Genomic DNA, 13,673 nt, shown 5'->3' on the forward strand with positions numbered 1-13,673 from the left:
CGGTTAATGGTTAAGAGGCTTGCTGCACCTTCTTAGATGTCAAATGGGTTCTATAAATCAAATTCATTATGATCGCGAAAAATATTATCACCTGGATCTTCGTTATTACCTAAATCTGGGACTGCATTGCCATTGACTAATAAACCACCTTGGGTATTTTTAGTAATCAGATTTTGACGCAGCACAGGTTGGGCATTACGAGAAAGTGCGATCGCTGTGCGATTTTCTGATAACTTGTTATTGGCGATCGTTGGAACGGCAAAGTCACTAATTGCTATACCTAAAGGGTTTCTTTGAAATACATTCTGTTGTACTTCTCCCTGGCTATGACCTGCCATTACTAACCCGCTAGCAGTATTTTGTACAAATATGTTATCTAAAATTGCGGGTTTGGCAGTACCAGTAGTAAACACACCTTCCCGCCCACAGTTGCTCAAAGTATTGTTACTTAAAGTAGGTGCAGCCGATTCAATCCAGATACCAGTACCTTTAACTGAGGGATTGGTGACAGTTACACCTAAAAGACTGGCATTATCTACCAAGAGCAGCGTAATATTTTGTATACCAAAACTGGGACTTTGATACTCACCACTCCCGGAAATTACAATCCCTACACCTTTGTTAGCTTCATTACCTACCACTGTCACTCCTCCAGGTATGATTAGTGGAAACACCTCACCACTAGCGGCGTTGTAAGTCCCCGACTCCAGATAAATTATCGTCGGGATTTTGGTTACTTTTAAAGCACGGGTGAGGCTTTTAAATGGACTCAACCGTGAACCAGTATTGCTATCATTCCCTGTCATAGGGTTGACATAGAGTGTGACGACGAGGGTAGAGTTCACCATTGATAGTTGAGAGTCAATTGTTTTAATTATGACAATCGTAAATAACACTACTTGTAGCAAACTTTTTCACAGTAATATCCTTGTGTATAAAAAATATATCCATCTGACTTTTTCTGGCAAGCAGATCGTGTGTACACACAAGTTATAGACTTCCAAATAAAAAAATATCCAACTATTTATTGTGGGGTGGGCGTCTCGCCCGCCCAGTAACCAAAGGCGTGCAAGATGCCCGCCCCACAAGATTGGATAATTTATTTCTTGGAAGTCCCTTATAGACTTTTATGCAATATTCCAAGTTCTCATCTCGATGGTATTGTCAGCTGCAACAAAGGCATTGTCAGTTAAAACAATGCCTTTGCAACTCAAAAAGACTGGTGTGTAAACTGTAGCGCCTGTGCAGAGAAGATTAAGGGATGACATTATCATCCAGAATAGTTCCTTCTATATTGGCTCCAGACAAATTTGCTCCACTCAAATTTGTCTGGCTCAAATCTGCTTGAGTGAGATTTGCCTGGGATAAGTCAGCTACAGTTAAATCTGCACCACTTAAATCCGCTCCATCTAGATTTGCTGCTATCAAGTTTGCTTCTTGCAAATCCGCCTCACTCAATTTAGTTTCAATCAATTTAGCAACCGTCAAATCAGCGTGACTCAAATTAGCTCCATCCAAAATAGCTCCATCCAAAATAGCTCCATCCAAAATAGCTTTGCTTAAGTTGCTATTACTGAGATCCGCATTGCTCAAATCTGCTCCATTTAAATCTGCTTCAATCAAACTGGCGTTGGTTAAATTAGCGTGACTCAGATTAGCTCCATCTAAAATTGCTCGATCTAAAATTACGCCACTGAGATTGGCTTCTCTTAAATTGGCCTCGCTCAAGTTGACGCCAGTAAAGTCTCTGACACCTGCGGCATAGTTTTTCAGGAGTTGATCTGCTTTCATATCTGTCGCTGTGCTAAGGAACGTTTAACTAATTCGTAATTCGTAATTCGTAATTCGTAATTTTTGAATGTAATTAGCTTTTATATATACGTGGCTTTATTTCAGTTTGGGTGTTTAAATAAGTGTCTGAAATAGTCTTTAATTACGAATTACGTTAGCGCAGTAGTAGCTAGTCTGCAAGAAATCGATTATGAATAATTTTGGACTATCCAGACTAACACTAAATCCCCAGCACGCGCTACGGAGGATTAGTGTGATGAATCAAACTAGAGTGGATATTCAATCAACTTTGTCTAGACTAGCTATTTTTAACTACTACCGCTACTACCTAGAGTTGTGAGTTAATTTCATACTTGGGAGGGATGTTGCTCACCTTAAAAGTTTAAGCATTAACGTGAGCCTCCGTTGCAGACTCACGTTAAGCATTAGTGCAAAGCGATCGCTATACTCAATTGTGGTGTTCGTCTGCTAAAGGTTATGGCAAAACTAATTCCTATTATTTTGCTGATTATGATTCTTACGACTGAAGCAGATAGTTCATGTTTCCCCACCAACCACTACATCTCGAATTCGGAGGCTAGGGCCACCACAACCCACTGATAAGCCATTTTGTCCTCCCTTACCACAACCGCCAGATTCATCCCAGTAAAAATCATCACCAAGTCCCTCAATATCCGCTAAAGTTTGGAATACATTTCCCGAAAGCGTCACATCTCGCACAGGTTCAGCAATTTTGCCGTTCCTAATCATCCACGCTTCCCCAGCACTAAAGGTGAACATTTCCCCATTCGTCATCCCACCCAACCAATTACGGGCATAAACTCCTTCTTTGATATCGGTGAATAAATCTGCAACTGGTGTTTTACCCCGTTCAATCCAGGTATTTGTCATTCGCACAATGGGAGTAAAGTGATAGTTGAGACAGCGAGCGTTACCCGTAGGCGTTTCCTCCAATTTGCCAGCAGTTTCACGAGAATGTAAACGTCCCACTAAAACTCCATCTTTAATTAGTTGGGTAGTAGTAGCTGGTGTGCCTTCATCGTCGTAAAAATAGCTACCGCGATGTCCCTCTGGAGCCGCACCATCAAAAATTTGCAGTTCTTCTGGGCCAAACCGCCGTCCGATGGTCATAACTTCCAGCAGATCGGGGTTTTCGTAAGCCATATCAGCCTCAGAAAGATGTCCGAAGGCTTCGTGGACAAATAAACCCGTGAGAATTGGGTCAATGACTACAGTGTAAGTATTGCCTTTGACCGGTGGTAGAGATAAAGCGGCGATCGCTCTTTGAGCAGCATCTTTTACCTGTTCATCCAAACTAGTTAAATCTTCGTAAGCTTTGCGAGAGCCAGTAGTTTCCCGTCCAGTTTGTACGGTTTCGCCATTTCTGGCGGTGGCGGCAAAGCGCATTTCCATATCCACCCAAGATTGCTCGATCGAAGTACCTTCAGAAGTAGCAATGATTACTTTTTGGGCACTATCACCGTAACGCACCGAGGTAGTGGTAATTCGGCGATCGACGCTTTTAAGCAATTGGGCATAGCGATCGCACAATTGTTTTTTCTGCGAGAGTGGGATATTTCGGGGATCGGTACCTTTTAGGGGTAGAATGCATACTGCTTGCACTGGGTCAATGGGTGCAAGTAAAGTTTCTTCATTACCAACCATCCGCGCAGCTGCGATCGCTTCTTCTATGCGATCTTCGATTGTTGCCAGTTGGTTAAAGCAGCTCAACCCCCATCCGCCTTTATAACAAGCGCGAATATGTCCACCAATGGAGATGCCTTCACTGAGAGTTTCTACCTTGTCGCCACGCAACAAGATATCAGTCCCTTCTGCTTCTTCAAGGCGAATCATTAGATAATCTACACGCTTAGAGTAGCGGGCGATCAGGTCAGAAAGTAAATTTTGTGCGTCAGCAAGTGTAGTCGGCATTTCCAATTAGTAACAATGACGAACTGCATTTATTTTGCAATTATTTGGGGAATTTCTGCTAATCAATTATTATGAGGAGACTGGGTACTAGGGAAGCAGAGGAGCAGGAGAGCAGGGGAGATGAGAAGACAAGGGGACAAGGAGATAAACAAAACTCCTAACTCCTAACTCCTAACTCAGCACTCAGCACTGTTTTGCCCAATCCCCAATCTTGAGTTACGGTGGGTAAGAACTCAATGATGTGCTAAGATAATCAAGTGAGAATAAAATTCGGTTACATTCTTTGTTTTTAGTATTGACAGGCTTTTTCCTTTTGGTCTTAACAAACTTGCCTCCGAAATCTAAATCTCTACACACCTATGATTTTGGAGATAATGCATGTCAATTTATGTAGGTAATCTATCCTACGAGGTCACACAAGAAGACCTCAATTCTGTTTTTGCCGAACACGGTACTGTAAAGCGGGTTCAGTTACCTACTGACCGTGAAACAGGACGGCCACGCGGCTTTGCCTTTGTAGAGATGGGCACAGAAGCAGAAGAAACAGCTGCCATTGATGCTCTTGATGGAGCTGAATGGATGGGACGCGATCTCAAAGTGAATAAAGCGAAACCAAAGGAAGATAGAGGTGGTTCTTTTGGTGGTGGCGATCGTCGCGGTGGCGGTGGCGGTGGATACAATAGATCGCGCTACTAAGCTTTAAGATCAAAAATTAAGTTTTAACGTCTAAAGGGCAGAATCATTATCTGCCCTTTTTGCGCTCCGGTCTACTGGATGGCTTTTATTGCCCAGTACCAATTAAGTAGGAGATGATAAATGACCCAAGTATTTGTGGGCGAAAATGAAGGAATTGAGTCAGCCTTACGTCGATTTAAGAGGGAAGTCTCCAAAGCAGGTATTTTTCCAGACATGAGAAAGAATCGCCACTTTGAAACACCTTTGGAAAAACACAAACGCAAAGAAGTCGCAAGACACAAACAACGCAAGAGAAATTTCCGTCGTAATTAATAATTAGCGATACCTCCGGTTAGCGTAGCTAACCCACTCTCTCATTAGATTCTTAGCTGTCGAAAAGGCGATCGCTGTACTCCAAAGGAGAATCTAATGAGCAAGTTTTGAACTTCGGCAACCTTTCCTGATATCAGCTATCTATCAAAATCATTATATATTTGTTTGAGTTACTGCTGTTTTATATTAATCAGAATTTCCAGGGTTAACTAATTAGAAAATCAGTCAAAAATATTCTTAATAATAAGCTGTACCCAATACTGCTCGGTTAAAGGGAAAAGGAGTGGAAGGCTAGATATATAAGGTTTTTTCCCTTTTAACCCTTTCCCTTTCCCCCAAAACCAGACATCAATTTCTTCTAAGCACGAGCACGTGTAATCTGAGCACTATCAAAGTCTTGTAGCCGAGTCATAGTTCCACTGTTCTTATCAACAATAAACACAGCATTAGGAGTCTCATATCTCATAGCTCCAAAGGCGAGGAGTTGACCTGTTGCAGAGCAAACTAAGCTTTGTAAGCCATTATTCCATGCTTGACCATTAAGTTTCAATTGTCCTAGTCTGATAGGCTTTTTTTGATTTGGATCTACCTGTACCAAAGTTGTCTCACCATACTCACCAACTACAGAGCTATAAAGTATTCCATCTGGGCACTCAGCTAGATTGCTGATCCGCTCATCGTCCAGGAATTTAACCTTACTAATAGAACTTATCTCTCCTGTTTGAAGGTTAATATCTACCAATCTGATTGGTGGTGTACCGTTCTTCTTACCTACTAGACCAATGAGCCGCCCATCATTAGTACCTAGCAAGCTCCCAAGCTGTTGATTTGGTTTAAGTCCTGAGAGTATCAAAGTTCTTACAGGCGTACCCAAAAATGTAATACGAGTAAATGTCGCCTGTCTCCGACTAATCGCAACCGGAGTAATGGCTACAACAAGTGTGCCATCGCTTAAAGAGGTAAAACCACTCAATATCTCATTAGGCTCTAATAGAGGTGTACTTTTATCCGTAAGTACCTGAGCCTTTCCTGTCATTAAGGATTGCAAAACTAGTCCTACAGGCTTAATATCTGTGCTTACACTGTTTAGGGCAGTGTTCTCTACTAATTCAGTAGTGTTTACCTCTGTAATAGCCGTTTGGTCAATAGTAACGATCGGGCTAGAACCTATACCGACAATATTTACACTTGGTGTTTCTGCCAAGGCTTTCTTGGTTAGATAACTCAGTCCAGATACTACAGTTCCAGCAAGTGCCAATTGTCCAAACCGTCGACGTGATAGCTTGTAATTCATATTTTCCTTCCTAGAATTAATGATTTTTATTAGGTAGCAGTGCGAACATAAACAGATAAGGCTAATATATTTGCGTCCAGGTTGCTACTGAGGGTGTTCCATTGTTGTCACTAATAAAAAGCATGTACCAGCCCGGTGGTGCGATATTTCGATTGTTTATGACCGTGACCTTAACAGAAGTAGCGTTTCTAGAAATAATGGGTGCATCGACTAACCTTTGTTCTGTATCGCAAGAATGGGTAGTTGCCATTGGTCTAATAAAACTAACCCACTTAATATTCGCAGCTTGGGGTGTCTGAATCGTAAATTGCTGCCCGTAGGTCACTGTTTGAGGAGCGCTCCGAATAACTGGACGCGATCGCGACATATACGCAGGACTGTAGATTTCTAATCGCAGTTCATTGACCGTCCGTTGAGGGTTCCCTCCAGCTGCTGCGACCCTACCATCTGGTAGCAGCAAGGCTACCGAGTGATATACGCGGGGAACAGTTTGTTTAGCTACTACTGTCCAGGTATTTGTCGCTGGATTGTAGATTTCTGCTGGCAGCATTGCTTGTGTTGTGTCCTCATTCATTTTGCTACCATTGCAAACAAACACTGTGCGATCGGGCAACAAAACTGCACTGTGATGCATCCTGGCATAGTTTAAAGGCTTTGCTGCTACGTAAGTTGGATTACTAGCTTTTAAATCGACAATATTTACCCTCTTGGTTGCTGTCTTACCACTACCTCCACCAAGAATCATCACCTTTTGATCTTGTGCAGGTGGTAAAAGCACACTGGCAGCTTGATCGCCAAAAGCTATGTCTTGCAGCCCTGTCACCACTTTTTCTGTAATGGATTGTGTAAATGTCTCTGGCAGGGTTAATATCCTTGGTGTCACTCCAGTAACACCCATCTGAGCACCTGAATAAAAAATTTTACCACTACTTAGTAGAAACAGATGTGCGTATGCCGGTAAGGCACTAGTTGTTGGAAAAGCGTTCCAACCATTTGGAAAGAAAGCAGAATAAATTTCTGGTTGTCTATTGAGCTTGCCATCTTTATCCGGCCCAGACACTGCTAAGACTCGACCGCTGCCTAGTGTTAACACAGTAGGATACCAGCGACCATTATTCATTGATAATATCTTGACCCATTTCTCAGCAATGGGATCGAACATCAGAGCATAAGGTGAACCATAAAATGGGTCATAGCGCAAAGTTCCACCTGCAACTAATAACTGACCATCAGGCCGGAAGGAGTGACCAGCGCAAAAAAGATCCATAGGTTGATTGTTACTATCCAATGGAGGCGCTTGACGGGAAAAGCTTCCCTTGTTTATATCCCAGACCACACTGTCATAGGGAGTATTTAACCGATTGGGATCGTTACCTGAGCCACAGAAAAAGAATATTTTACCAGTACGAAGTAGAGCCGCATGTATAGGTAGGATTGGAGCCTTGTACGACAATACTTGCCATTTATCTGTAGTAGTAGCTAGAGCAATGGAAGCCCCTAAATCTGTTGCCTCTTGGAGGTTAGTGTTGTTATTAGGTTGAGTCACTTTATTTACAAAAATCCCTACGTAAACTTCATTTTTCGTACTTTATTTTATTAATTGATTTCTCGATTTATATCTATACTTCTTTAGGCTTATTTAGCCTTAATATATGATGTTTTTCATAATCAGGAAATGTAAATTTAGCTGTTATCAATAGGAATTGTGCTATTAATCATACATCCTCTAGAGTATGTATATTAAGCCTTAACTACATTCCTACTCTCAATAATACTACATCTCATCCACGAAGTTTTCTTGTAGGATATTTTCTCACAAGAGAAAATAAATATCTTTGGTTTTGCAGCCTAAATTGGTGAAATAAACGAAAATCTCTAGTCACTTTTAAATAATTAAATAAATTACTAAAAAGCTTGTATATTAAGGGTTTTGTAGGTTCCAACTAGCAATATTAATTTGTGAATGTATATTAATCAAGAATAATTATCCAAGACCATCTCTATCCTACAACTATTTTATGTAGCGGATTACTTCGGCAACTGACCAAGCTTGAGCGATCGCTCCTCTGGGTGTGTGAGGTGAATCGCCATCAAAAATCTCAGAAATAGAACCAAGACAAGCATCAAAGAAAAAGTGATCGAGCAAGGGTTGCCAATCAAAAGGCAACGATTGTTGTGGATAAAAACGTTGCCAAGCCCGAATATACGGCCCAATTAGCCAAGTCCAAACAGTGCCTTGATGATAAGCGCGATCGCGTTGCTGTTGATTGCCCTCATATTTTCCTTTATATTCTGGATCTCCTGGATCGAGACTGCGAAGACCATAAGGAGTGAGCAAGCTGGTAGTTGCCAAATCTAATATCTGACACCCTTGCTGTTCGGAAAACCCACAATGGTGTAACGACAGTGCCAAAACGGCATTGGGACGAATTTGAAAATTCCGGCGATCGTCTGGTTCAATAGTATCGTACAGATAACCTAGCTGAGGATTCCAGAATTTTTGCAGTGAGGTTTTCATATGTTGTGCTTGGTTAGCATAACGCTGTGCTTGCTTAGTGAGACGCACTGGTGAGCCATATTCCATTTGGCTCAAGCGCTCTGCCCATTGACTCAGCCAACATAAAGCAGAATACCACAGTGCATTGATTTCCACTGGCTTCCCATAACGGGGTGTGACGGGGTGTGTCCCAATTACCACATCCATCCAAGTGAGAGCTACACCACGAGCATCCCAACTAACTAGTCCGTCGGTAGCATCGACCTGGATATTGAAATGTGTACCACCGACAAACGCTTTATAGATTTGCTGTACTACAGGGAATTGCTCTGCCAAAAAATCCCAGTCTTGGGTAGCTTCTAAATAAAGTCCTAAAGTTTCAATCCACCACAATGCCGCATCAATACTGTTATAAATTGGTTCGCCATTGAGATCGGGAAATGCATTCGCAATCAAACCGTGGCGACAATAATGCCCCAAAGTTCGCAACACTCCTTTTGCGAGGTCAAAACGCTGTGGAACTAATGCCAACCCCGGTAAAGCGATTAATGTATCGCGTCCCCAGTCATTAAACCAGTGATAACCAGCAATAACCGTAGGGCCGGCAATTGAGGCTCGATAGACGATAAAGCGATCGCTTGCTTTGAGTAGTTGTTGCCAGATTGGGAATTGGGCATTGGGGAGCCAGTGCGTTGGGCGGCTTTGCCGACTTGAAGCAACTGGCGTCATTGGGCATTGGGCATGGAGAAGAGACAAAGGAGACAAAAAAGAAGGGGGAGACAAGGGAGAGATTTTCAATAATTCCTCCTTGTCCTCCTTGTCTCCCCTGCTCCCCTGCCCCTCGGTCACTGAGCGTAGCCGAAGTGCTGCCCCTCTACCTCCCTCTCTCCATCCAAAAATCTGTGAGAGCCTTTCTTGCTCTGCCTCCACAGCTTCTGCGAAGGTTTTGACGGTGAGAACATCTGGTACTGAGTCGGGAAAACCTACTCGTGCTTCTAAAGTTACCGTATCTCCTGGTTGAAGTGTGACTATCAAGTAACCAGGACTGTGGAGGTCTTCCTTATCGCCTAATCCCCGTTTTGTCTCCTCAGACAATCTATAATCCCAATACCAAACTGCATCTGGTTGATAATTTCCTTGTGTCCAGCGCAAGTGCCAAGGTATGCCGAAACGCCCAGAATTGATTGCTTGTAAACAGACTTGCTGTTCCCCTAGCAATTGTGAAAACTGTAATTCTTGACTAGCAGTCTGCTGGTGATGAAAGTCACGTTCTGCTATCAACAGTCGCAACCGTAAAATCGCTGTTTCAGTTCCCTCATAGCGATACTGGATTAAAATTCGATGGCAAAATTGGGGATTGGGGACTGGGGACTGGGGACTGGGGACTGGGGACTGGGGAGTGGGCATTGGGCATTGGTTATAAATTATTCTTCCCTGCCCCTGCTCCCCTGCTCCCCTGCTCCCCTGCCCCTGTGTCCCTTCGTCCCCAATCCCCAATCCCCAGCCTTCAGTCCCCACCAAACCATAGGGCATCACCAATTGTCTGGTTAATTGCCAGTTATCTTGACCCCAAGTCCATTTAGGAACTGGGTTAATATCAAAACAGCGTAGCTGTTCATAGCCTGTTCGCTCAATCTGACCGTTACCCCAAACATTTGTCCCCAGTGCCACAACGCGCCCTAATATTTCCAAGCTAGCTTCTAGGTGCGAAAACAGCAGAGTCCTTCCAGAAGGTGGGTTTGTGGCGGCAAACAGCCAACCATGATAAGTACGCGTGCGGACATCAGAAACTGTACCGCTGGCAAAACTTCCTAAGCCGTTGGTAAGCAACCATTCTCTTGTATCTAAATCAGACATTTGCTACTCAAAATCGTTATGAGTATGATATAGTCGTAACAGATCGTAATTAAACTGTGAGAGCGTGGATGGGTAAATTTTACTTGACCCAAATTCCAACGCTACTAAACCGATAAAGGAGAATTAGGTTAATGTCCCTTACTTATGGAACCGAAGGAAGCCTCCGCGTTGGTCAACAAGCTCCCGATTTCACAGCAACGGCTGTGGTAGATCAGGAATTTAAGACAATCAAACTTTCCGATTATCGCGGTAAGTATGTCATCCTGTTTTTCTACCCACTAGACTTTACCTTTGTTTGTCCTACTGAAATTACAGCATTTAGCGATCGCTACGAAGAATTCAAGAAAATCAATACTGAAGTCCTTGGGGCTTCGGTTGACAGTGAATTTTCTCACCTCGCTTGGATTCAAACAGATCGTAAGTCTGGTGGCGTTGGCGACCTGAATTATCCTCTAGTCTCCGACATCAAGAAAGAGATCAGCGCCGCTTACAACGTTCTTGACCCAGCAGCAGGCATTGCCTTGCGTGGTCTGTTCATCATCGATAAAGATGGTATTATACAGCACGCCACGATTAACAATCTAGCTTTTGGTCGTAGCGTTGATGAAACCCTGCGGACATTACAAGCAATTCAGTATGTTCAGTCTCACCCTGACGAAGTTTGCCCAGCTGGTTGGCAACCTGGTGACAAGACCATGAATCCTGACCCAGTGAAGTCTAAAGTCTACTTCTCTGCTGTCTAAATTTCGCTAGCTAAAAAACTCTAATCCAGCTTTTTGGAGTTGAAAGCAAAATCAATGAAAACCACAGATCAACAGAGATACACATTAAACAATGTCAACCTCCGTAAATATCTGTGGTTTTTTCTAAAATAGTATTTAAATAACCAAGGTTAAAAATATGTTGACTTCAACTGACTTTAGTGGCTTATTAAATGAGCGATTCTTCCGTAATTTTTTACCAGTTCCAGCTAGTAATCAACTCAGATTGGGAGTAGGAACACCTGATTTTCAATTGCCAGATATTACCAACGGAACTTTAGTAAAGTTGTCTGATTATAAAGGCAAACAACCAGTTTTACTTGCTTTTACTCGCATTTTTACCGAAAAGCAATATTGCCCTCTTTGTTTTCCTCACATCAAAGCCTTGAATAAAAACTACGAGCAATTCAAAAATCGCGGTATAGAAGTTTTAATGATTACTAGTACCGATGAAAGGCAAAGTCAAATAGTTGTCAAAGATTTAGGCTTAAAAATGCCACTTTTGAGCGATCCTAGTTGTCGAGTATTTCGTACATATCAAGCAGGGCAGGCACTGGGAGCGCCTTTACCAGCACAGTTTGTATTAGATAAAGAAGGAAAACTGCGCTACTGGCATTTATTTTCTTTTTTGGATCGTAATGCTAGTGTTGAGACATTGTTAGAACAATTTAATTGACTATAAATATTCAAAATAAATTGCGTTTAATGTTGAAAACTAGCTATTAGGAATTGGAACTCTTAAGATTTGAATGGTAATTTAGACCCTAATCATAATATCATCAAATCTTAATAGTTTCATTTGTTTGAAAAGTATTACGAATTACAAATTATCTTTGAGGATAATATTGAGGATTCGCAACTTGGGGCTGATAACCGTTTGTGGGTATTGTACTTCCCATGCCGTTAGGTACAGGAGTGGCAACAGGAGGCTGATAAATGCTCATGGGCGCAGTGCCTGTTGTAGCGTTAGGTAAAGCAGGATTCGCAACCTGGGGCTGATAACCATTTGTGGGTATGTTTGTAGTGGTGTTTGGCGTGACAGCATTCTGGCTAAACTCTTGGTAGGCTGCACGAGAAATTGAGCTAATCAATTTTTCGGCGCGAGGATCGTTTGCAGGACGTTGTACCATTACAGAGGCTATGTAGCGCTTGCCAGTTGGAACCACAATTAAACCTGTATCTGCCAACATTGTACCGATATCACCCGTTTTGTGGTATGCTCTGGCACCTGTTCCCAAACCTGCTGGCAGCAGAGTGTCTTTTTGGGTGCGACGCAAGATATCAAGCATGAGATCGCGTGATGGCATACTGACTAAATTTCCTTGACTCACAATTGCCATCAAATTCCCTAGTTCTTTGGGGCTAGTAGTGTTTGTCCCTTGCAAATCTGGGAGTTGATTACGAATTGTTGTGGTTGTCAATCCCCAGCTACGGAAACGCTGGTTTAAAGCGTCTATTCCTCCCAGTCGGGCAATCAGCATATTTGTCGCCGTGTTGTCGCTGATTGTAATCATTTTAGTGACTACTTCCAAAGCGGCGTACTGAGTTCCTGGTGGTTTGTATTGCAGATTTCCTGAACCGCCAGCGACCATATCTTGTTGCATGGTCAGCATTTCATCTAGGCGAATCTTCCCCGCGTCCACATCCTGGAAAAAGGCAATCAAAATCGGCACTTTAATCGTGCTAGCCGCCGGAAAACTCGTAGAGGCATTGATATCTACATAATTACCAGTATCTAAATCTACTAAGAAAATTCCCGGTGTAAGATTTGGGTTGGTGCCCGCCAAATTTTGCACGGCATTTTTCAAAGAGGTAATTTCTTGAGATAGGTATAGACTCGAAGCTGCGGCTGGGGGAGTGTGGGTAGGTTGTGGTTGCGATCGCGCCACATTACTAACATTATTATTAGATTGCGACGCCGAATTTGTGCTGATGCGATTGGCTGGGTCTAATACTGACAATACAGTGCCCACAATTGCACCCATCCCAACACCCACAATCAATAACCGCAAAACATACAATACGGTTTTGGCCATTGGCTTTAACTGGGTTTTTCGCGATGAGCGTCTGCCTGTTTTTGGCTTTTCCATCCGCACTGTTTTAACCATCACAGCACCCGGTCGAAAGGGAGGAATTTTTCCCTTAACACTAGGTATTGGTTTTACTGCCGTTGGCATAACTAACCCCGATTTTACCCTACGTGTAGCGCCAATTGGGGGAGGACTGATTTGATTTTTTGGGCGTGTTAGTGCCCCTTCTTGTCCATTTGTAGTTTGCTGCTGACTGTTAGCTTTAACTCTTTTCTTTACCACTTTTTGAACTTTTTGTGGCTGCGGGCGGCGATTTAAGGGTTGACGCCGCGAGAAAGCTGTTAGTTCGCCACTTGATTCTGACACCGTTACTCCTTGTGACCCACTTGACTGTTTTCTTGCAGACTCTTGACCCCAAACTTAATTTTTAAGCAATATTAATACTCAAATTCCACTTTGCCACTAAGTAGCATTTTTGTGTTTAGTTTAAGCCATATTAATTA

At 42.7% G+C, this 13,673-nt stretch carries 10 protein-coding genes and 1 pseudogene; 4 read left to right on the top strand and 7 right to left on the bottom strand.

All coding sequences use genetic code 11. The features are described from left to right. Window positions 1-53: 53 nt before the first annotated feature. The 3 genes and pseudogenes from RM049_RS19345 to RM049_RS19355 form a co-directional block, all read right to left on the bottom strand. Window positions 54-848: pseudogene (locus RM049_RS19345) on the bottom strand (DUF1565 domain-containing protein); the annotation flags it as partial. A 406-nt stretch (window positions 849-1,254) separates the two neighbouring features. Further along, window positions 1,255-1,791 (bottom strand): pentapeptide repeat-containing protein, encoded by a 537-nt coding sequence (locus tag RM049_RS19350; protein WP_322705300.1) that lies wholly within the window; start codon window positions 1,789-1,791, stop codon window positions 1,255-1,257. 537 nt (window positions 1,792-2,328) lie between these two features. Further along, entirely contained in the window at window positions 2,329-3,723 is a 1,395-nt protein-coding gene (locus RM049_RS19355) for a TldD/PmbA family protein (RefSeq protein WP_322705301.1), read from the bottom strand. 378 nt (window positions 3,724-4,101) lie between these two features. Between RM049_RS19355 and RM049_RS19360 the strand changes: the two genes are divergently transcribed. After that, window positions 4,102-4,419, top strand: coding sequence for an RNA-binding protein (locus RM049_RS19360; protein ID WP_322672574.1), 318 nt, complete (start codon window positions 4,102-4,104; stop codon window positions 4,417-4,419). A 120-nt stretch (window positions 4,420-4,539) separates the two neighbouring features. Beyond that, the gene (gene rpsU, locus RM049_RS19365) at window positions 4,540-4,731 is read left to right on the top strand and encodes a 30S ribosomal protein S21 (RefSeq protein WP_069073774.1); all 192 of its coding nucleotides are present in this window, start codon (window positions 4,540-4,542) and stop codon (window positions 4,729-4,731) included. A 358-nt stretch (window positions 4,732-5,089) separates the two neighbouring features. On the opposite strand, the gene RM049_RS19370 is transcribed toward rpsU, so the two are convergent. From RM049_RS19370 to RM049_RS19380, 3 genes are all read right to left on the bottom strand, one after another. Continuing rightward, window positions 5,090-6,025 (bottom strand): hypothetical protein, encoded by a 936-nt coding sequence (locus tag RM049_RS19370; protein ID WP_322683141.1) that lies wholly within the window; start codon window positions 6,023-6,025, stop codon window positions 5,090-5,092. 61 nt (window positions 6,026-6,086) lie between these two features. Further along, window positions 6,087-7,571 carry a galactose oxidase-like domain-containing protein gene (locus RM049_RS19375; protein WP_322705302.1) on the bottom strand — a complete coding sequence of 495 codons (1,485 nt, stop codon included), beginning with the start codon at window positions 7,569-7,571 and terminating at the stop codon, window positions 6,087-6,089. Between the two features lie 465 nt (window positions 7,572-8,036). Then, a complete protein-coding gene (locus RM049_RS19380; protein WP_322705303.1) occupies window positions 8,037-10,379 on the bottom strand; it encodes an amylo-alpha-1,6-glucosidase in 2,343 nt (780 codons plus the stop codon). A 131-nt stretch (window positions 10,380-10,510) separates the two neighbouring features. On the opposite strand from RM049_RS19380, the gene RM049_RS19385 reads away from it, so the two are divergent. After that, the gene (locus RM049_RS19385) at window positions 10,511-11,122 is read left to right on the top strand and encodes a peroxiredoxin (RefSeq protein ID WP_322651784.1); all 612 of its coding nucleotides are present in this window, start codon (window positions 10,511-10,513) and stop codon (window positions 11,120-11,122) included. 157 nt (window positions 11,123-11,279) lie between these two features. Further along, on the top strand, window positions 11,280-11,816 hold the full coding sequence (locus RM049_RS19390; protein WP_322672569.1) for a peroxiredoxin: 537 nt from the start codon (window positions 11,280-11,282) through the stop codon (window positions 11,814-11,816). A 151-nt stretch (window positions 11,817-11,967) separates the two neighbouring features. Here the strand turns inward: RM049_RS19390 and RM049_RS19395 are convergent, their stop codons facing one another. Then, window positions 11,968-13,536: a serine hydrolase gene (locus RM049_RS19395; protein ID WP_322705304.1), complete on the bottom strand. Its 1,569-nt coding sequence runs from the start codon at window positions 13,534-13,536 to the stop codon at window positions 11,968-11,970. Between the last annotated feature and the right edge of the window lie 137 nt (window positions 13,537-13,673).

This window comes from Nostoc sp. DedQUE04, assembly GCF_034530995.1.
GTDB lineage: Bacteria > Cyanobacteriota > Cyanobacteriia > Cyanobacteriales > Nostocaceae > Nostoc.